This window comes from Flagellimonas alvinocaridis (assembly GCF_965248585.1).
Lineage (GTDB): Bacteria > Bacteroidota > Bacteroidia > Flavobacteriales > Flavobacteriaceae > Flagellimonas > Flagellimonas alvinocaridis.
Genome location: NZ_OZ252111.1, coordinates 167,838 through 188,526, shown reverse-complemented (window position 1 = coordinate 188,526; position 20,689 = coordinate 167,838). Strand labels below are relative to the sequence as shown.

Below are 20,689 nucleotides of genomic sequence, written 5' to 3'. Positions count from 1 at the left end.
CAGATCGATAATTCTTATTTTGCAATAAAAGTTTTCTTGGGTAACAACAACTTTAAAATATACAGTGCTTCGGCTGGTTCCGGCAAGACCTATGCCTTGACCAAGGAATACTTAAAACTGTTGTTGGCCAACGATTCTCCTTCCAAGTTCAGGCAGATTTTGGCCATTACCTTTACCAATAAGGCTGTGGATGAGATGAAAACCCGAATCTTGGACAACCTCTTTGCTTTTGGCAGAAGTCCCATTCCCCAAAAACAATCATCTCTTTTTAATGAGTTGTGCCATGAACTTTCAGTAGACGATACGGAATTGCAACAACGCTCGCTAAGGGCTTTAAAGCGAATCCTGCACAATTATTCGTTTTTTGAGATTTCCACCATTGACAAGTTCAACCACAAGATTATAAAGACCTTTGCCCGCGATTTGCATCTTTCCCAAAATTTTGAGGTGGAGCTGGATATTGATCTGCTCTTGGAAGAAGCCATTGGTCGATTGCTGGAACGTGCCGGCAGCGACACTGAACTTACCGAAGTGCTGATTGCTTTTTCCCTTGAAAAAATTGATGACGACAAAAGCTGGAACATTGCCTATGATCTTTTGGAAATTGGAAAATTGCTTTTTCAAGAAAACCATGCTGCACATATAGATTCTCTGCGTTCCAAGTCTATTGCTGATTTTAAGGAAATTCAGAAATCAATAGCCTCCATGAGCAAGGCTATCGAGGAAAAGGCAAAACAACTGGCTCAAAATGTCCTTGAGGAAATAGGCAGGCAGGGTTTTGAGTTAACAGATTTTCCAAGCGGCACCCTGCCCAGTCATTTTAAAAAAATATCTGAGGGGGTTTTTGAAGCTAGAAAATTATACAACAATAAACTTGAACAAAATTTAAGAGAAAACAATAAGATTCTTTACTCCAAAGATAAGAGGGACTCATCCACTTTATCTTCTATAATTTTAGAGCAGTTCTTGCTTATAAAGAAGAATCTATGGCAACTAACATATTTAAAAAACATCTATGGCAACATGGTTCCCTTGACCTTGCTCAATGAGATTGCCAAGGAAATCAAAAATATCGAGCTGGATCGGGACATCATCCCCATTTCGTCCCTCAATGCTATTCTTTCCAAAGAAATCAAAGACCAACCCGTTCCCTTTATCTATGAGCGGATGGGTGAAAAATACCGTCATTATTTTATTGATGAATTTCAGGATACCTCCCAAATGCAATGGGAAAATCTGATTCCACTTATTGGGAACGCCCTGGAAAGTGAGGATGAAAAACACCAGCGTGGTTCCCTTTTCTTGGTGGGTGATGTAAAGCAGGCCATTTATCGTTGGCGGGGAGGACGGGCCGAACAACTTTTGGACCTGTTAAATGGACAATCAACGCCCTTTGTAGTGGAGCCTAGCATCCGTTCATTGGAAACCAACTGGCGGAGCTGTGACGAAATCGTTCAATTCAACAATCGCTTTTTTACTTCGGTGGCACCCATACTCCAAAATGAAGCGTACAAAAATCTCTTTTTACAGGACAGCCATCAAAAAACCAATAATAGGTCTGGCGGATTTGTACAACTGTGCTTTTTGGAAAATGGCATCGAAGAGAAAGAAGAAACCTACTGTTTAAAAACCTTGGAGACTCTCCAGTACCTTACCTCCCAAGGATATCCCTATTCGGATATCTGCATCTTGGTCCGCGACAATAAAAATGGAATGCTCTTGGCAGACTTTCTTGCCCAAAACCATATTCCTATTATTTCGTCGGACGCACTCCTACTCAACAATAACAAAACTGTAATCTTTTTAATGGCTTTGTTGCGCATTATGGAGAATCCCGCGGATCGCGAAGCGGCATACCAAGTGCTTTTGTTCTTGACGAAGCATGAAACGCACAAGCATGGAATTATTTCCAAAAATTTGGACCATATTGAAGCCTATCTTTTTGAAGAACATGCTTTCAACATGCAAAAACTAAAAGGGCAGTCCGTATCCACGATTTTGGAAAGCGCCATTGTACAGTTTGAACTCTCTAGTGACTCCACGGCATATCTTACCTTTTTAATGGACGAAGTCTTACTGGTTGAAAAAAGAATTGGAGCTAGTATTTATTCCTTTTTAAAGTATTGGGAGCAAAAAAAAGATTCTCTTTCGATTGCGGCACCGGATAACGTAAATGCTGTTACGATCATGACCGTACACAAGTCCAAGGGGCTGGAATTCCCTTTTGTAATCTTTCCCTTTGCCAATTCCAGAATAAACAAAATGGGTAAAAAATCTTGGGTGCCGGCCACCCAAGCAGAAAATGATTTGGGTTTAAATGAATTCCTTATCAACACCAACAGAGATATGCTCGAGTACAATTTGGATGCTGCCGAAATCTACGCGGCTGAAGAACAGAAGTCTATTTTGGACGCCATGAACGTACTCTATGTCGCTCTTACCAGACCCATAAAAGGGCTTTATGTGTTCACCGAAAAAGGAAAAGATATGAACTCCATGGAAAATGTTTCGAGCTATGCAGACCTATTCCAATGGCATCTGAAAGAATTGGGGGTTTACCAAAATGAAAAGGAGTTGTATTCTTTTGGGGAGTTCCAAGAGAACCAAAGCACCTATGTCGCAAAAGAAGAAACAGATTTTATCCCCTACGTTACCAGGCCCAAGGGAGATACTGGCTTCAGTATTTCAACTGCTTCCGGCAGGTTGTGGGACGATGGCCGTTTAGAGGCCATTGAGGCTGGAAACCTTATACATTATGCCCTGAGTCAGATAAAGACTCGAGAAGATATTCTGCCCGTGGTTGAAAAGCTTCAACTGGCAGGACACTTTCAAAAAGATGCCGCGGGCGAAATTCAACAAAAACTAATGCAGGTTGTAGGGCATCCAAATCTAAAGGCGTACTTTTCCGCCCCATATGAGATTTGGAACGAACAGGAAATCCTGACCGTCAATGGCCTATCATTGCGCCCAGACCGTATCGCAATTTTAGGTGATCAAGCCACGGTGATTGATTACAAGACAGGAAAGCCTTCACCATCACATAAGGAACAAATAGTACAATATGGAGATGCCCTGAGTGCAATGGGCTATAAAGTAGACCATAATATTATTGTATATATAGACCACGAAATAAACCCCATATTCATTTAATCAACAATCATGTACGGAAAAATCAAAGAACATTTGGCCCAAGAACTGGAAAACATACAGGAAGCGGGTCTGTTTAAAAAAGAGCGTATAATCACCTCTCCTCAAGGGGCTGCCATTACCATTTCAACAGGACAGGAGGTCATAAACTTTTGCGCCAATAATTATTTGGGGCTTTCTTCCCATCCCGATGTGATCCAAGCTGCAAAGGATGCCATGGATACCCATGGTTTTGGAATGTCGTCTGTTCGGTTTATCTGCGGCACACAGGATATCCACAAAACTTTGGAACAGAAAATTGCAAATTTTTACGGTACGGAAGACACCATATTATATGCCGCTGCCTTTGATGCCAACGGAGGGGTGTTTGAACCATTGCTGACCGCCGAGGATGCCATAATCTCCGATTCGTTGAACCATGCCTCCATCATAGATGGTGTTCGTTTGTGCAAAGCCAAACGTTATAGGTATGCCAACAACGATATGGCCGATTTGGAACAACAGTTAAAGCAAAGCATTGCAGATGGCTCCCGGTTCAAGATCATTGTCACTGATGGAGTCTTTTCCATGGATGGCCTTTTGGCACCTTTGGACAAGATTTGTGATTTGGCCGATAAATATGACGCCCTCGTAATGATAGATGAATGCCATGCTGCAGGTTTTATTGGGGAGACCGGAAGGGGTACGTTGGAGGAAAAAGGTGTACTGGACCGAATAGACATTATCACCGGAACCCTTGGCAAAGCATTGGGTGGTGCCATGGGCGGCTACACCACAGGCAAAAAAGAAATCATTGAAATGCTGAGACAACGGTCCAGACCCTATCTTTTTTCCAACTCCTTGGCGCCGGCCATAGTGGGGGCTTCCATTAAAGTATTTGAAATGCTGGATAAGGACACTTCCCTCAGGGATAAGCTCCAGACCAATACAGAATACTTTAAAAAGGGAATGAAAGATGCCGGTTTTGATATTATAGATGGGGATTCTGCCATTGTGCCCGTAATGCTCTACGATGCCAAACTTTCCCAACAGATGGCAGATATGCTCCTCGAAGAAGGTATTTATGTCATCGGATTTTTCTATCCGGTTGTTCCCAAAGGCAAGGCAAGAATCAGGGTACAACTCTCCGCAGCCCATGAAAAACATCATTTAGATCGTGCCATAAATGCATTCACCAAAGTGGGAAAGGCACTAAAAATCGTTTAACTGTATAAAAAGTTCTACGTAATACGTTAAAAAAAAAGAAAAATTGATTTTGTTAATAGTTCTTAACAACTTACATTTGCAGCTGATAAACACTTAAACTTAAAATTTTGAGCATGAAACATCTTAGCAAATTATTGGTTGTTGCCCTTGTGTTTGTAGGGATCAACAACATACAAGCGCAAGACGAGAATAATCCATGGCAGATCAGTTTTGGAGTGAATGCTATAGACGCTTATCCAACCAATGACGAGAATAACCCATTTTCAAGTACTACTTTGTTTGATGAGTACTTTAATGTTTCAGACCATTGGAACATTTTGCCTTCCGTTTCTTATGTTGGAGTTTCCAAGTACATCGGTGATGGTTTCTCTCTAGGTGTACGTGGTTCCTTGAACAGAATCGAGAAAATTGGTGACACCTCTGTGGATGACCTTTCTCACTATGCTGTAGATGGTACCATTAAGTACAACTTCCTAAAAAACACTACAATTGATCCTTTTGCTGAGATCGGTGGTGGTTATACTTGGGTTGATGAAATCGGAGCTGGTACCGTTAACGGTGGTGTTGGTATCAACATCTGGTTCTCTGAAAACATCGGTCTTACACTACAGACCCAGTACAAGCATGCTTTCGAAGATTACTTGGTTAAGCATTTCCAACACTTGGCTGGTATTAGCATTAAATTTGGTGGTACTGACACTGACGGTGATGGTATCTACGACAAAGACGATGCTTGTCCAGAAGTTGCTGGTTTGGAAGCTTTCAACGGTTGTCCTGATTCTGATGGTGATGGTATCGAAGATTCTAAAGATAGCTGCCCTAACGAAGCTGGTTCCAAAGAAATGAACGGTTGTCCTGATGCTGATGGTGATGGAGTTGCCGATAAAGATGACGCTTGTCCTAACACTGCTGGTCTTCCTGCTCTAGCTGGATGTCCTGATGCTGACGGTGACGGTGTTGCCGATAAAGACGATGCTTGTCCTAACGAAGCTGGTCCTGCTGAAAACAAAGGATGCCCATGGCCTGATACTGACGGTGACGGTGTTCTTGACAAAGATGATCAATGCCCAGATGTTGCTGGTACTGTTGCTAACAACGGTTGCCCTGAAGTAACTGAAGAAGTTCAGAAACAATTGAACGACTACGCTAGAACTATCTTGTTCGATACTGGTAAGGCTTCCATCAAAGCAGAATCTACTACTGTAATGGTTGACATCATCCAAATCTTGAACGAGTACCCAACTGCTAAATTTACTGTTGAAGGACATACTGACAGCGTTGGTAGCGAGAAATTGAACCAAGAGCTTTCTGAGAAAAGAGCTAACTCTGTACGTGACTTTTTGATCGACAAAGGAATCTCTTCTTCAAGATTGACTGCTATCGGTTACGGTGAGGCTAAGCCTATCGCCACTAACAACACAAGAGCTGGTAGAGCACAAAACAGACGAGTTGAAATCAACTTGGTAAAATAATGAAATAGAAACTTAGTTTTCTTTTCAAAAAGGCTCCCGATAATTCGGGGGCCTTTTTTATTTTTAGTCCATGCAACAAAGTTTTCTGGAACACGTATTGGACCGCTTGCGAGAGAAGGGCATCAATCCTTCCCAATGTACCTTTGTACTCCCAAGTAAACGATCGGGGACTTTTTTAAAAAAGTTCATTTCACAAAGACTGCAACAAAACACCTTCGTCCCGAAGATTTTTTCCATCCAGGACTTTATCGCGGACATTTCCGGAATGGACAGGGCTCCAAACCTAGAGCTACTCCTGACTCTCTTTGAAGTTTACCAAAAATCGAACCTAGAAGAACACGATGACTTTCCAACCTTCATGAAATGGGGGCAGGTTCTCTTGCAGGATTTTGATGAAATAGACGGCTATCTAATTCCTCCCAAGGATATCCTCAATTATCTGTCAGCTATCAAGGAACTCAACCACTGGTCCCTACAGAAAGAGAAAACCGAGCTCGTTAAAAACTATCTGCAACTGTGGAATAATTTGGAGTCTCTTTACAATGGCTTCACCAAAACCTTGTTGGAACAGCTACGAGGCTACCAAGGACTCATGTCCAGAATTGCAGTGGATAAATTGGAAGATTACGGTACAGCGCACAAAAGCTATCCTACAGTCTTTGTGGGCTTCAATGCCCTGAACAATGCAGAATCCACCATTGTCCAATATTTCTTGGAACAGGGAAATGGACTCATCTATTGGGACATTGACACCCATTTCTTGAACGACCCTATCCATGACGCCGGACTTTTCATCAGAAAATACCAGCGGGAGTGGCCCTATTACAAAAATAAAGGCACCATAGAGCCCCAAGACCATTTTCTCGCTTCCAAAAGAATCGAAATAACCGGGGTTCCAAAAAGTATCTCGCAGACCAAATATGTGGGACAGTTGTTGCAAAATTTAAATGACAGCAAGGAAATTGATCTCGCAAAGACCGCAGTGGTACTGGCCGATGAAACCCTCCTTACACCCATGCTCAAAGCTGTTCCAGCCGCCATTGAGAGCACCAATATTACCATGGGGCTACCGTTGGACAAAACCGTGCTCCACTCCTTTTACCTGAGTTTTTTGGACCTAAGCAGCACTGTATCGGAACGGGGATGGCTCTACAAGAATGTTTTGGAATTCCTCTCTAATCCCTATACCTCGGCATTGTCCAAAGACCAACCATTGGATTTTGCCAAGGTAATCTCCAACGACATCAAACAGAACAATTGGTTGTACTTGGATTACAACGCCTTGTCCAACTATGCCGTTGCCTCCGAAATCCTAAAGATTATTTTCCCCAGCACAGCAATCAGCCCAGTACAGTGGGTAGATTGCTGTCTTTTGCTCACCCTCCGTTTAAAAACGCTATTCCAAAAAGAGAAAAATTCATTGGAACTGGAACAGCTATTCCGCTTTTACACGCTCTTCAACCAATTGAAGCAGCACTTGGACAAATTGGGGCAAATTAAAGAACTTCGATCCATCAAAAGCCTGTTCAAGCAATTGACAAACATGGAAAACCTGGATTTTGTTGGAGAACCGTTGACGGGCCTACAGATCATGGGAATGTTGGAAAGCCGAAACTTGGATTATGAAACGGTCATCATTACCTCGGTCAATGAGGGAATCCTGCCTTCGGGAAAATCCAACAACTCCTTTGTTCCCTTCGATGTAAAACGGGATTACGGCCTGCCCACCTACAAGGAAAAAGACGCAATTTACACCTACCACTTCTATCGACTCATTCAACGCGCCAAAAACGTGTTCGTCATCTACAACACAGAACCCGACGTCTTGGAAGGTGGCGAAAAAAGTAGACTGGTCTCGCAATTGCTTACCGACAAGGACGTGGCCCCTTTTGTGACCCACCGCATAAGCACGCCGCAGACCCAGATCAAGGCAGAAACCCTCTTGCAGATTACCAAGGGTGAGCAACTGCACAGGGATATCGTGGCTTTTGCCGAAAACGGTTTTTCCCCAACCTCCCTGACCAATTACATTAGAAACCCCATCGATTTTTACACCCGTAATATTTTAAAAATCAACGATGTGGAGGAAGTGGAAGAGAACATCGCTGCCAACACCTTCGGGACCATTGTGCACGACAGTCTGGAGGACCTATACCAGCCTTTATTGGGGCAAGTGCTCACCAAGGAAAACGTATCCGCCATAAAACCGCACATCGCCCAAACGGTGCAGCGACATTTCAATAAAAACCTATCAGGGGTCGATGTTTCCAAAGGAAAATATCTTCTGGTTTACAACGTCATCGGAAAATATCTGGAAAACTTCATCGGTTTGGAACTGCAACAACTCCAGAGGCATGAGGTAAAACTCCTCGCTCTGGAAGAACGTTACGAGTGCCAACTGCAAGTACCCGGTCTGGACTTCCCCATAAAATTGAAAGGGACCCTGGACCGTGTGGACCAAGTAGACGGCATTGTCCGGGTGGTGGACTACAAGACTGGAAAGGTGGAACCCAAAAACGTAAAAATTACGGATTGGGAGGAACTCATCACCAATTACGACAAGAGCAAGGCGTTCCAATTGCTGTGCTACGCCCTGCTGTACACCAAAAAACACGGGGAACAACCCTTGCACGCAGGCATCTATTCCTTTAAAAACCTTGGACAGGGATTTTTCCCTTTTACCGAGGACAAAAACCCCTTGATCGACGCCAAGGTGCTGGAAACATTTAACCGCTATCTGGAACAACTCATCAAGGAAATCTGCTCCACGCAGATTCCGCTGACCGAAAAGCCCGTTTAATTATTTTAAATCGGGGCGGGTGGGTCGTACCTCTATCTTGCTGGGCAGTGTTCTAGGGTGCATGGTGAGTAGATCCACCACCAACTTCCCAATATCTTCTGGTTGGATTTTCCAAGCGTCCTTCTCCGAGGGTTCGTGGTCGTTGAAATGACTCGCCACCGATCCCGGCATAATCGTGGTGACCTTGATGTTGTATTGCCTCAAATCCAGCATGGCGGCCTGCGTAAAGCCCACTACGCCAAATTTGGTGGCATTGTAGCCCGCTGCGGTGGCAAAAAAGTTGGTCCCGGCCAAGCTGGCCAAGGTCATATAATAACCTTCGGTTAGTTTTAGGGCCTCTACCGAAGCCTTTAGCGTATGGAAAACCCCGTTCAGGTTGGTGTTGATCATTTGGCTCCAATCTTCGGGCTTCATTTCGTCTATGGGTGCAAAATGGCCCACCCCTGCATTGGCCATGACCACATCCAATCGCTTCCATGTTTTTAGAATATGTGCAACAGCATCTATTTCATCCTGTAATTCAACCACGTCCGAAACCACGCCCAAAACATTGGTGCCCGCATTAAGTTGGTTTACGGCTTCGTTGACACCTTCCCGGTTCCGTCCACTTATGGCCACTTTCATGCCCTGTTGCAAAAGGCTCTTGGCAATGCCCAACCCTATTCCTTTGGTGCCTCCTGTGATGTAGGCTACTTTTCCTTCTAAGTCCATATTGATTTTTTTATCCCCTAAAGTTCACAAAGGAAATGGGCAAAAACAAAAAAACCATCCTAAAAGGATGGTAAAGTTTTTGAAGCAGAATAACAATCCAAGCTAGTCAACCGTAATCAGTTTGCCGTTGCTTTCGGCATATGCAATGCCCCACTCCGTAATCTTTTGAATGATGGGAAGCAAACTATCGCCCAATTCAGTTAGGGAATATTCAACCTTGAACGGCGGTTTCGCACCATGCTTTTTTCGCAGTACAAGCCCATCGTTTACGAGTGCTGTCAACTGAATGCTCAGCATTTTATCGGTAATATCGGGTATCAGCTGTTTTATTTCAGAAAAGCGCAATTTCCCCCTACGCAGATACCAAAGTATGATTGACTTCCATTTTCCGCCAATAAAGTGGAACCCTACAGCGGTACCACAATGAAAAATCGCATCCCCGACTTGATATACCTTTTTTTCATTGTCCAAGATCATGGCAACCGTTTTATACTATCAACCTTGACAGTTATTGGTTATCAAAAATAATAAAAATAGCTTTGTACTATAAAAAGTATAGTTTAAATGAATGTTTACGACATGATAGGGTACATGGGCTTGGCACTGAACCTTTACTCCATGTATACCAAAGGCGAATATCGGTTGCGGCTTTTCTCGGCAATGGCCAATTTCATCTATATTATATACGGCTTTCTTATTTCGGCCATGCCCATTGTAATTGGTTGTACTATTGCAGTGATCCTTCATTTATATCGCTTAAAACACATAAAAACCATCAACAATGCTGAACATACGCCTTGCCACAAAGAGTGATGCCCCAATGATTGCCCTTCTTGGTCGAATCACTTTCAATGAAACCTTTGGCCATCTGTTCACGGACAAAAATGACCTGCTGGCGTACCACCAGAGAACCTTTTCCGTAAGCAAGATGGAAAGCAGTCTGCAAAAGAAAGCCAATGTTTTTTGGATCGCTTTTTACGATAAACTGCCCGTAGGCTATGCCAAATTGAAACTGGATTCCCACTCCCCCTTTTTACCTTCAAATAAAACCTGTCAGCTACAAAAGATATATGTCCTTAAAGATTTTTTGTCCAAAAAAATTGGTCTGGAATTACAGACAGCGCTTATAGATGAAGCCCGGAACAGAGATTTTGAAACCATCTGGCTATCCGTTCTCAACACCAACACAAGGGCTATTGCATTTTATAAAAAAAATGACTTTGCGCCTATAGGAACCCATGATTTTCAGATAGGAAAGGAAAAATTTGGTTTTAGTGCCATGGCCAAAAAGCTTTAGAAAGCAATAGGAGCAGCCACACCCCCACACCAAATAATTTCTTACTTTGCATGAGTGAACAAATCTTTAAACCATCTACCTAAAACCAAGCAAGATGAGCTGGGCCGCCTCACCACCCTGCTCTCCGCCTTTAAAGAGGTGGAAATGGTGCTGCTCTTTGGCAGCTACGCCCGCGGCAACTGGGTAGAGGACACCTATGTGGAAAAGGGCATCACCTATGAATATCGGAGCGATTATGACCTGCTCGTAGTGCTCACCCATGAGGACCTGCAACAAAAGTTCCGGATAGAGGACAAGGTAAAGGCCGAGCTTACCGCCACAGGCCAAGTGCGTACTCCCGTGAACCTCATTTTCCACGGTATAAAACACCTGAACCAAGCCCTGCGACTGGGCAACTACTTTTTTAAGGACATTAAAAAAGAGGGCATTGTGCTGTACGACTCGGAAAAGTGTAAACTGGCCACGCCCAAACTCTTGACGCCCCAAGAAAGCCAACAAAAGGCCCAAGAACATTTTGACCAGTGGTTTACGAGTGCGAATGGTTTTTTCAAAACCTTTAGGTTTAACTTTTCCGAGAAAGATTATCATTTAGCAGCCTTTCAACTCCACCAAGCCACGGAGCGCTACTACACCACCATATTATTGGTGTTCACGGACTACCGCCCCAAGGATCACAATCTGGAGACCTTGGGCATTAAAGTGGAAATGTGCGACAAGCGTTTTGCGGTCTTCCCCACCCAGACCGAGGAGGAAAAACGCCTCTTTGAACTGCTGAAGCGCGCCTATATAGATGCCCGTTACAAAATGGAGGAGTACCACATCACCAAAGGTGATCTGGAGTATCTGTCGGCCCGCGTGGCAGAGCTACAACAATTGACCGAGGACATCTGCCTTGAAAAGATTAAAGGGATTGGGGAGAGGTGAAAGTGATATTTTAAGATATATGCTATTCTGGAAAACTGAAAATAGAATTGCTCCAAAACGAGATTTTCACTCGAAAATTAGGGATTACTACATTGGTGTTTCCAACAACCAAGTTCCGGTTGAATTATTGAATGAAATCATCACGAGGGTAACTGACAACATTTATAGCGATTACAAACGATTCTGGAAGCAGTATCCAAAATCAAGGAAAAGATATTCAACCTTAAAGATGGAGGATGTTGAGCATCCTTCTATCAATTTTCTGATTACAGATTTTTTGGAAAAGAAAAAAGTCATTGGGATTAGGAATCTCTCAAAGATTCTATTCAAAATGAATGATGATGAATATGATAAATATTTAGACCACAAGAATTGGTATGAAACTAAATAAAATCCCCTGCTGCCGCAAGATTCCATCTTGTGGCAAACAACCCATAAAAATCCTTAAAAATTTATGTATCTTTTACCTCAATGAAGCGCCTTGGGGTTTCATGATGTGCAGTCCTGTGTGGGCAACACTATACAAGTACGGACATTAAAAATTGAATGAATGGAAAACGTTTGGACAATAACAACAGCATCGGCACTATTTTTAATATTGGGTTTTCTCCTGTATAAAGGTCTTGGAGCGTATGTTAGAAATGCATTCGGCAAAAAATGGCTAAAGGTGTGGGGGAACAAAGTATACTTCTGGCAAAGTGTAGTCTTTACCAGCATAGCCAGTACGGTCTTGGTGATGTATGTTTTAAAATGGTCGAATGTTGTAACCTTTTAAGGCCAAAAGAAAAACAAGTGGAAAATAAAAAAGCACCTCCATTGAGGTGCTTTTTTATTTGTGGAGAATACCGGATTAACCCGTTGTTCCGTGTGATCCAGTTCTGCAAATGCAAGGTCCATGACTTAGGCCATGGGCATTTAAAACACAAAAGCCGCCAAATGTATTTGAGCGGCTTTCATTTGTTTTAAACGCAATACCTTGCGCTTGATCGTGGAGAATACCGGATTCGAACCGGTGACCTCTTGCCTGCCAGGCAAGCGCTCTAGCCAACTGAGCTAATCCCCCAAAGAGAGCGCAAAGGAAATACTTTTTTCCGAAACTATCAAAAATAGTGCGCCTGCTTAGTCTTTTTTAACGCTGAGCACCAATACGGGGATGGGTACAAAGAACTCGGACTTTCTAATGGTGTTCTTTTCCCATAGTTTTTTAAAGAACCCGCGTTTCCTTCGGAACACACACAACATGTCCGGGTGTTCGTTCCTAAAATGTTCCATCACCCCTAGATAGGTGGTGGCGTTTTCGGTAATGGTCAACTGCTTGCTCAGGTCCATAAGGGCGGTGTTCACCTTAAGGTCGTCCTCGGAATACCCGGGGCGTTTTACCAACAAAAGGCTTACCTCTGCCCTGAATTTGTTCTTTATGGTCACCAACGGGCTCAAAATGCTGCTCCGCTTCAAGATTCCGGAGCCAAAGGCCGTTAAAACCTTTTTGATGGGCTTAAACTCGGTTCCCTTGGGAACGATCAAAGTGGGAATGTTGGTCTGTTTAATGATCCTCCCCGATGTGTTCCCCAGATAAAGCTCCTCCATAATGTCGTTGCTCCGTGGTGCTATAATGATCAGGTCTATGCCCAATTCCTTGTTTATGCTGTTCAGACCATCAACAATATCACCATTATAAGTGGCTATTTTAATCTCCACACCTTTGGTGTCCACTTTTTCGATGATCAGCTTTAAATGCTCCTTGCCACTTTTTGAAACCTTCTCTTCCACATTGGCCAAGCTCCCGATTCCAGTGGCCACATGGAACACATCCATGACAAAGATCTTGGCGCCAAAGTTCGATGCAAAGTCTACGGCATACTGCAAAGTTTGTGAAGAATCCGGTGATGTTCCAATGGGTACAAGAATGTTGTTCATTATTTGGCTGTTATGATTTAACCCTAAATTTACAATTAAATTGAAATGAATCCATGATACGGCACGCAAAGATATCTGAAATTGACCATATCCTGACCATTACCAAGGCCTGTGCCCTAAAAATGCAGTCCAACGGTATTTTTCAATGGAACGAGCACTATCCCAACAAGGCCGCATTTGTCAACGACCTTGACCGAAACGAACTCTATGTGAAGGAGCACGAAGGCTCCGTTGTGGGGGCCATTGTGGTTTCCACTCACATGGATGAGGAGTATGTGCCCATTGAATGGCTCACCCCCAATGGCAACAGTACGTATATCCACCGACTTTGCGTGGACCCGGCCTGTCAGGGCAAGGGGTTTGCCCAAGAGCTGATGGATTTTGCGGAGGAACATTCCAAAACACAGGGGTTTGTATCGGTGCGGTTGGATACGTTTTCACAAAACAAACGGAACCAGCGTTTTTATGAGCAACGGGGGTATCAAAAGCTGGGCGATATCTTCTTTCCCAAACAAAGTGGGCATCCTTTTCATTGTTATGAATTAGTGCTGTAACTTGCAGCGTCTTGAGCACGCAGATCAATTTTAAAAGCATCAACCAACTGGCGGTTCCCGCCACCATTTCGGGCATTGCGGAACCCATTCTTTCCATAACGGACACGGCCATTGTGGGCAATATTCCCGTGGACGGGTTGGAGTCCTTGGCCGCGGCCGGGATCGTGGGGTCGTTTTTGTCCATGCTCATCTGGGTGTTGGGCCAAACGCGAAGCTCCATTTCCGCGATCATCTCCCAATATTTGGGTGCCGGCAAATTGGAAGAGGTGAAACATCTGCCCGCGCAGGCCATCTTTTTCAACATTTTGTTGAGCATCGTAGTGCTGTTATCGACCGTCTTTATCATTGAGGATATTTTTAGGCTTTTCAATGCCACGGGGAAAATATTGCAGTATTGCATTTCTTACTATTCCATTAGGGTCTGGGGCTTTCCCCTCACCCTGTTCACCTTTGCCATTTTTGGCATTTTTAGGGGATTGCAGAACACTTTTTATCCCATGGTGATTGCCTTGATCGGTGCCGTGCTCAACATTGGTCTCGATTTTTTGTTGGTCTATGGGGTGGACGGTTACATTCCCGCCCTTTATCTGGATGGGGCCGCTTGGGCCAGTTTGATATCACAGGCCATTATGGCCCTGATTGCGTTTGTCCTTTTGCTGAAAAAGACCGACATCAGCCTACGGCTGGTGCTCCCATTGAACAAGGAACTCACCCGATTGGTGTTCATGAGCCTGAACCTTTTTGTGCGGGCCTTGGCACTGAATGCCGCATTGATCATTGCGGTTAGGGAGGCAACCGCCCTTGGCGACAAATACATTGGAGCACACACCATTGCAATAAACCTTTGGCTCTTCGCCGCCTTTTTTATTGATGGATATGGTGCCGCCGGAAACAGCATGGGCGGAAAATTGCTGGGCGCCAAAAACTATGATGGTTTGTGGGAACTTGCCAAGAAAATCATTTTCTATGGGCTCACGGTAAGCGTGGTCCTTATGCTGATAGGTTTTCTGTTCTACAGGCCCATTGGGCACCTTTTTTCCAACGAGACCGTGGTCCTGAAAACCTTTTATGGTATTTTTTACATCGTTATTCTAGGCTTGCCCATGAATACCTTGGCCTTTGTTTTTGATGGGCTTTTTAAAGGTCTGGGTGAAATGAAATATTTGCGGAATGTGCTGCTCTCGGCCACCTTTTTGGGCTTTATCCCGGCGCTATATCTTGGAAAATACCTCGGATGGGGATTCCATGCCATTTGGATCGCCTTTGTGGTATGGATGATGATCAGAGGATTTGCCTTGGTCTGGAAATTCCGGCAAAAGTTCAGGCCCTTGGTGCAAAACGTTTAATTTAGTGTTTAGTTTGAAATCAGACATCAGACATCAGACATCAGACATCAGACATCAGACATCAGACATCAGACATCAGATAATTTAAGATCATGCCCACAGACAGACCCAACGGAAGTTTATATACCAAGATTGACAACGGCGTTGCAACGGTAGAATTTGGCCATCCTGCCAGTAATTCCTTTGTTTCTGAACTTTTGGAACGACTGGCCAAGGAGTTTGACAAGCTTTCCGGGAATGATTCGGTTTCGTTGATTGTCCTTAAATCGGAAGGGGACCGTGCTTTTTGTGCCGGGGCCTCTTTTGATGAACTGGTGGCCATTTCCAATTTGGAAGAGGGGAAGGCTTTTTTCAGTGGCTTTGCCAACGTGATCAATGCCATGCGCAAATGTCCCAAACCCATAATTGGGAGGGTACAAGGAAAAACGGTTGGCGGAGGGGTAGGGTTGGCCGCTGCGTGCGACTATGTATATGCCACGGTGGATGCCGCCATTAAATTATCGGAGATTTCCATCGGGATCGGGCCCTTTGTGATTGCCCCAGCCGTGGAACGAAAAATGGGAAAGGCGTCCTTGGCCGAACTCAGTTTTAATCCCACCGAGTGGAAAAACGCCTATTGGGCCATGGAAAAAGGATTGTTTACCAAGGTCTTCGACTCCATTTCGGAAATGGACAAAGAGTTGGACTTCCATGTACAAAAATTGGCCTCCTATAATCCCAGCGCCTTGGCCGAAATGAAACGCATCCTTTGGGAAGGAACCGAACATTGGGAAGACTTATTGGCTGAACGTGCCGAAATTTCTGGAAAATTGGCCCTTTCCCCAGATACCAAAACAGCTTTGGAAAAATTTAAAAAATAAAATGATATGAATGATTTGGTTTTCCCCCTACTTGCCCTTTTTGTGATTGTGGTATATGTATTCAACAGAATACGAAGCAATAGACGCCATAAAAGATAGTTTATATATAATATATATTTTATATATTTGTAAGCATCTGAACCTTAGATACTACGCCTTATGGGAAACCATGTAAAAAAGCTTATTGAAGTCGACAAGTCACTTGTAGTAAAACTAAAGGTGCTTTCTGCTTTCGAAAACTTGAGTGTGAAGGCCTTGATGGAAAAAGCTGTAATTGAGTATGTAAAAAATAAAGAATTGGAACGTTTTGAGAAGCTTACAGAAGATGAGAAAGAAGATCTTGGGCTTCTCCTTTTAATGCAACAAGCAGATAATAAAGAACTTGCAAACGAGGATGATATTTTTAAAATCCTTGATGAATGAAAATCAAATATCATAAATCACTTGAAAAAGATTTAAGAAAGATTAATGATAAAAAGATAAAGCAAAAGTTAAAGCTTACTATTCTCGAAATGAAAGAAGCGAAAGTTTTGGATGAACTTAAGGAGGTGAAGAAATTAGCTGGACATCCCAACGCTTTTAGAATGCGAATAGGTTCTTATCGTCTCGGTTTTTATTACGAAAACAATACCTTAATATTGTCACGTTTTGTAAAACGAAATGATATTTATAAACTTTTTCCATAAACCCATTGGATAATATTTTACTTCCTAAAGGCAAAAAAGTCTATTTCGCCAGCGACAACCATCTTGGGGCACCCACCCGAAAGGACAGCCTGCCCCGGGAAAAAAAGTTCGTGGCTTGGTTGGATTCCATTAAGCACGATGCCCATGCCATTTTTTTGATGGGCGATCTTTTTGACTTTTGGTTTGAGTATAAAACCGTTGTGCCCAAAGGGTTTACCCGAACGCTTGGAAAACTGGCCGAACTCTCCGACATGGGCATCCAAATCACCTATTTTGTGGGTAACCATGATCTTTGGATGAATGGTTATTTTGAGGAAGAACTCAATATTCCCGTCTATCACAAACCCCAACAATACCTCATTAACGATACATCATTCTTTATTGGCCATGGGGATGGCCTGGGTCCTCATGACAAAGGGTTCAAACGGATGAAGAAAGTGTTTACCAATCCCGTTGCCAAGTGGTTCTTTAAATGGTTGCATCCTGATTTGGGGGTTCGTTTGGGGCAGCACCTTTCCGTGAACAACAAGGTGATTTCCGGTGATGCCGACGCCACTTTTCTGGGTGAGGACAAGGAATGGCTCATTCTGTATGCCAAACGGAAGTTGGAACAGCAACACTATGACCATTTCATTTTTGGACATAGGCACCTTCCCATGGAAATCAAACTCAACGAAAAATCGACCTACACCAATCTAGGGGATTGGATTTCGTATTTTACCTATGCTGTTTTTGATGGAGAAAAACTCACCTTGGAAAAGTTGGAAGGCTAGTCCTTTTCATGCTCATCAATGTCTTTTTGAAGGTCCAGTCTCCTAAACGTAGGGGAAACTATGGCCGTGGTTCCTGCAGTCAATAAGGTCATGCAACCTCCAAAAACTACCGCGGTGACAGTGCCCAGAAGTTTGGCGGCCAAGCCACTTTCAAAAGCGCCCAGCTCATTGGACGACCCCACAAAAATGGAATTCACAGAAGCCACCCTGCCCCGCATATTGTCCGGAGTCTTCAATTGTAGAATGGTCTGGCGTATGATCATGGAAACCCCGTCCACTGCACCACTCAAGAACAGCGCTACCACGGACAACCAGAAGAGTTCCGAGACCCCAAACACAATAATACAGACCCCAAAAGCAAAAACGGCCCACAAGAGTTTTTTTCCTGCCTGCCTATGCAGCGGGAAACGTGTCGAACCCAACATGGTCAAGGACGCGCCTACTGCCGGAGCGGCCCGCAAGATTCCAAAACCTTCGGAACCTACGTGCAAGATATCTTGGGCATAAATGGGCAATAAGGCCACGGCCCCACCAAATAATACTGCAATCATATCCAAGGTCAAGGCGCCAAAAATGGCCTTGTTTCCAAAGACAAATTTGAGTCCGTCCTTTAAACTTTGCATTACAGGTTCCCCAATTTTTGGGTTGAGGATGGGTTTCTTTGGGATTTGAAACAGGAACAAAAGTGCTATCAGGGAAAACATAAAAATGACACACATGGACCAATGCACCCCTATCCAACTGATGGAAAATCCGGCTAAGGCTGGACCTAAAACAGAGGCCAACTGCCAAGTGGAACTACTCCACGTAGCGGCATTGGGATAGATTTTCTTGGGAACAATCAACGCAATCAGTGAAAAAATGGTGGGGCCCAAAAAAGACCGTACCAATCCGCCCATGAACACCAAAGCGTAAATGGAATACAAAATCTGCTTGGACGACCAAGAATCCTCAAGGCCAGGCCAACTCAATAAAAACAGGCCCAGACTGATCACGGAAAAACCGATGATGCAGGTCACCAGAAGGTTTCGTTTTTCCCGTTGATCTACCACATGCCCAGCAAACAGGGCCATACCCACGGCAGGTATTACCTCCATCAATCCAATGATTCCCAAAGAAAGCGGGTCTTTGGTCAAGGAATATACTTGCCATTCAATAACGATGAACTGCATGGACCAAGCAAAGACCATAGCAAATCTGACCAGCAAAAATATGTTGAACTCCTTATAACGAAGCGCAGCGTAGGGATCCATAAATGTCTAGCGAATGTCTCTTAATTTCAATTGAAGGCTTACTGTTCCGTTCCATTCATTTTCATCCAGCGAAAATACGGCATCAAAAGGTTTTTTATCCTTGATTTGATTCAATTTATTTCCAAGGTTGAAGCCTATGGCTCCAATGGGAGGTGAGTCGTTTTGGGTCAAAGAAGCTTTCAAATGTTTTTCCCCTTCGCCTACGCCCCTGGCATAGCCTGTGTCTTGCACCCCTTCGGCCATAAAAACAGGGGTCATGTTCCCTGGACCAAAAGGAGCAAATTGTTTTAGGATGCGCATCAGTTTTGGTGTGATTTGATGTATTGAAATTTTGGCATCTATAGAAATTTCTGGCTGCAATAGCTTAGGGTCGATGGTTTCTGAAACTATTTTCTCGAACTGTTTTTTGAAGGTGTCGTATTGCTCTTCCGAAAGGGTAAGTCCAGCTGCGTACATATGTCCCCCAAATTGCTCCAAACAATCGGAACAACCTTCTAAGGCGTTGTAAATGTCAAACCCTTTCACCGATCGGGCCGATGCCGCCAATTTCTCCCCACTTTTGGTGAAGACCAAGGTGGGTCGGTAATAGGTTTCGGTGAGTCTGGAAGCCACAATGCCTATAACACCCTTATGCCAATTTTCATTGTATACCACCGAGGTGTATCGATTCTCTTCCGCGTTTTCTTGAATCTGCAGCAAAGCTTCCTCGGTAATCTCTTGGTCCAAACTCCTTCGTTCCGTATTAAAGGATTCTATCTCTCCAGCAAATTTTTGGGCTATGTTGAAATCCGTCTCGGTCAACAGTTCCACAGCATGTTGCCCATGTTTCATCCTTCCAGCAGCATTGATCCGCGGTGCAATAATGAACACCACATCGGTAATGGTCAAAGTTGTTTTCCTGACCTGATCAATGATGGCCTTGATGCCCGCCCTTGGGTTGGAGTTGATCACTTGAAGCCCGAAATACGCCAACACTCTGTTTTCCCCCGTGATCTGAACTATATCTGCCGCTATGGCCGTTGCCGCCAAATCCAGATACGGGATAAGGTCTTTCACAGTTTTCCCTTGCCGGGAACCCAAAGCCTGGATGAGTTTAAAGCCCACACCACATCCGCAGAGTTCTTTGTAAGGATAGTCGCAATCCTCCCGTTTTGGGTCGAGAATGGCTATGGCATCGGGGAGTGAATTTCCGGGTCTGTGGTGATCACAGATGATAAAATCGATGCCTTTTTCCTTGGCGTACTGCACCTGTTCAAGGGCTTTCACGCCACAATCCAAGGCTATTATCAATGAAATGTCGTTGTCTTCGGCAAAATCGATTCCCTTCAAGGACACGCCATAGCCTTCCAAATACCGATCAGGGATATAGGTGGCCACATTAGGGTAACTTTCCAATAGGAAAGAGCTCATCAATGCCACGGCCGTTGTGCCGTCCACATCATAATCGCCATACACCAATATATTCTCTTGGTTCGCCATGGCCAATTCAATACGGGCCACTGCCTTGTCCATGTCCTTCATCAAAAAAGGGTCGTGCAGATGGGACAATTTCGGACGAAAAAAGTGTTTGGCCTCTTCGTAATTGGTAATTCCCCTTTGAATCAGCAAATGGGAAATCAGAGGGTCAACATTCAGCTCTTGGGAAAGCTGTTGTATGGTTTGCTCGGTAGGTTTTGGTTTTATGGTCCAACGCATCATCTTGGTTTTTAGGTGTCGTCAGTTCGAGTGTTTCGAGCTTGGCTC

At 44.0% G+C, this 20,689-nt stretch carries 19 protein-coding genes and 1 tRNA gene; 14 read left to right on the top strand and 6 right to left on the bottom strand.

All coding sequences use genetic code 11. From position 1 onward, the window contains the following. The first annotated feature begins 36 nt into the window (after positions 1-36). The 4 genes from ACP14V_RS00790 to ACP14V_RS00775 all read left to right on the top strand — a co-directional run bounded on the left by ACP14V_RS00790 (position 37) and on the right by ACP14V_RS00775 (position 8,625). A complete protein-coding gene (locus ACP14V_RS00790) occupies positions 37-3,150 on the top strand; it encodes a UvrD-helicase domain-containing protein (protein WP_272609184.1) in 3,114 nt (1,037 codons plus the stop codon). Positions 3,151-3,159: 9 nt separating this feature from the next. Further along, positions 3,160-4,353 carry a glycine C-acetyltransferase gene (gene kbl, locus ACP14V_RS00785; protein WP_272609183.1) on the top strand — a complete coding sequence of 398 codons (1,194 nt, stop codon included), beginning with the start codon at positions 3,160-3,162 and terminating at the stop codon, positions 4,351-4,353. Between the two features lie 113 nt (positions 4,354-4,466). Then, positions 4,467-5,825, top strand: coding sequence for an OmpA family protein (locus tag ACP14V_RS00780; RefSeq protein ID WP_136565160.1), 1,359 nt, complete (start codon positions 4,467-4,469; stop codon positions 5,823-5,825). A gap of 70 nt (positions 5,826-5,895) precedes the next feature. Continuing rightward, a complete protein-coding gene (locus ACP14V_RS00775; protein ID WP_272609182.1) occupies positions 5,896-8,625 on the top strand; it encodes a PD-(D/E)XK nuclease family protein in 2,730 nt (909 codons plus the stop codon). Here the strand turns inward: ACP14V_RS00775 and ACP14V_RS00770 are convergent, their stop codons facing one another. Then, the gene (locus ACP14V_RS00770; RefSeq protein ID WP_272609181.1) at positions 8,626-9,336 is read right to left on the bottom strand and encodes an SDR family oxidoreductase; all 711 of its coding nucleotides are present in this window, start codon (positions 9,334-9,336) and stop codon (positions 8,626-8,628) included. Between the two features lie 102 nt (positions 9,337-9,438). Next, positions 9,439-9,813: a winged helix-turn-helix transcriptional regulator gene (locus ACP14V_RS00765; RefSeq protein ID WP_272609180.1), complete on the bottom strand. Its 375-nt coding sequence runs from the start codon at positions 9,811-9,813 to the stop codon at positions 9,439-9,441. An 87-nt stretch (positions 9,814-9,900) separates the two neighbouring features. On the opposite strand from ACP14V_RS00765, the gene ACP14V_RS00760 reads away from it, so the two are divergent. From ACP14V_RS00760 to ACP14V_RS00745, 4 genes are read left to right on the top strand one after another with little or no spacing between them, the layout of a single operon-like run. Continuing rightward, positions 9,901-10,149, top strand: coding sequence for a hypothetical protein (locus ACP14V_RS00760; protein ID WP_272609179.1), 249 nt, complete (start codon positions 9,901-9,903; stop codon positions 10,147-10,149). After that, positions 10,118-10,633 carry a GNAT family N-acetyltransferase gene (locus ACP14V_RS00755; protein WP_272609178.1) on the top strand — a complete coding sequence of 172 codons (516 nt, stop codon included), beginning with the start codon at positions 10,118-10,120 and terminating at the stop codon, positions 10,631-10,633. The genes ACP14V_RS00760 and ACP14V_RS00755 overlap by 32 nt, the downstream gene beginning before the upstream one ends. A gap of 54 nt (positions 10,634-10,687) precedes the next feature. Beyond that, positions 10,688-11,557: a HEPN domain-containing protein gene (locus ACP14V_RS00750; RefSeq protein ID WP_272609177.1), complete on the top strand. Its 870-nt coding sequence runs from the start codon at positions 10,688-10,690 to the stop codon at positions 11,555-11,557. Next, a complete protein-coding gene (locus ACP14V_RS00745; RefSeq protein ID WP_272609176.1) occupies positions 11,526-11,948 on the top strand; it encodes a hypothetical protein in 423 nt (140 codons plus the stop codon). The genes ACP14V_RS00750 and ACP14V_RS00745 overlap by 32 nt, the downstream gene beginning before the upstream one ends. A 598-nt stretch (positions 11,949-12,546) precedes the next feature. Here the strand turns inward: ACP14V_RS00745 and ACP14V_RS00740 are convergent. Both ACP14V_RS00740 and ACP14V_RS00735 read right to left on the bottom strand, forming a co-directional pair. Next, a tRNA-Ala gene (locus tag ACP14V_RS00740) sits at positions 12,547-12,620 on the bottom strand. A gap of 56 nt (positions 12,621-12,676) precedes the next feature. Next, a complete protein-coding gene (locus ACP14V_RS00735; RefSeq protein ID WP_136565154.1) occupies positions 12,677-13,474 on the bottom strand; it encodes a universal stress protein in 798 nt (265 codons plus the stop codon). 53 nt (positions 13,475-13,527) lie between these two features. On the opposite strand from ACP14V_RS00735, the gene ACP14V_RS00730 reads away from it, so the two are divergent. The 6 genes from ACP14V_RS00730 to ACP14V_RS00705 all read left to right on the top strand — a co-directional run bounded on the left by ACP14V_RS00730 (position 13,528) and on the right by ACP14V_RS00705 (position 17,693). Further along, on the top strand, positions 13,528-14,028 hold the full coding sequence (locus ACP14V_RS00730; RefSeq protein WP_272609175.1) for a GNAT family N-acetyltransferase: 501 nt from the start codon (positions 13,528-13,530) through the stop codon (positions 14,026-14,028). Between the two features lie 11 nt (positions 14,029-14,039). Continuing rightward, the gene (locus tag ACP14V_RS00725) at positions 14,040-15,374 is read left to right on the top strand and encodes an MATE family efflux transporter (RefSeq protein WP_272609174.1); all 1,335 of its coding nucleotides are present in this window, start codon (positions 14,040-14,042) and stop codon (positions 15,372-15,374) included. A 92-nt stretch (positions 15,375-15,466) separates the two neighbouring features. Further along, positions 15,467-16,234, top strand: a complete 768-nt coding sequence (locus ACP14V_RS00720; RefSeq protein ID WP_272609173.1) for an enoyl-CoA hydratase/isomerase family protein — start codon at positions 15,467-15,469, stop codon at positions 16,232-16,234. 159 nt (positions 16,235-16,393) lie between these two features. Then, positions 16,394-16,657: a hypothetical protein gene (locus ACP14V_RS00715; protein WP_272609172.1), complete on the top strand. Its 264-nt coding sequence runs from the start codon at positions 16,394-16,396 to the stop codon at positions 16,655-16,657. Further along, positions 16,654-16,920, top strand: coding sequence for a type II toxin-antitoxin system RelE family toxin (locus ACP14V_RS00710; RefSeq protein WP_272609171.1), 267 nt, complete (start codon positions 16,654-16,656; stop codon positions 16,918-16,920). Before ACP14V_RS00715 ends, ACP14V_RS00710 begins: the two co-directional genes overlap by 4 nt. Positions 16,921-16,934: 14 nt before the next feature. Then, positions 16,935-17,693, top strand: coding sequence for a UDP-2,3-diacylglucosamine diphosphatase (locus tag ACP14V_RS00705; protein ID WP_409557926.1), 759 nt, complete (start codon positions 16,935-16,937; stop codon positions 17,691-17,693). Here ACP14V_RS00705 and ACP14V_RS00700 read toward each other — a convergent pair. Both ACP14V_RS00700 and recJ read right to left on the bottom strand, forming a co-directional pair. Next, complete coding sequence (locus ACP14V_RS00700) at positions 17,690-18,946, bottom strand: MFS transporter (RefSeq protein ID WP_116216559.1); 1,257 nt, start codon at positions 18,944-18,946, stop codon at positions 17,690-17,692. The two genes, ACP14V_RS00705 and ACP14V_RS00700, sit on opposite strands and share 4 nt — an antisense overlap. A gap of 6 nt (positions 18,947-18,952) precedes the next feature. Then, positions 18,953-20,641, bottom strand: a complete 1,689-nt coding sequence (gene recJ / locus ACP14V_RS00695) for a single-stranded-DNA-specific exonuclease RecJ (RefSeq protein WP_272609327.1) — start codon at positions 20,639-20,641, stop codon at positions 18,953-18,955. Between the last annotated feature and the right edge of the window lie 48 nt (positions 20,642-20,689).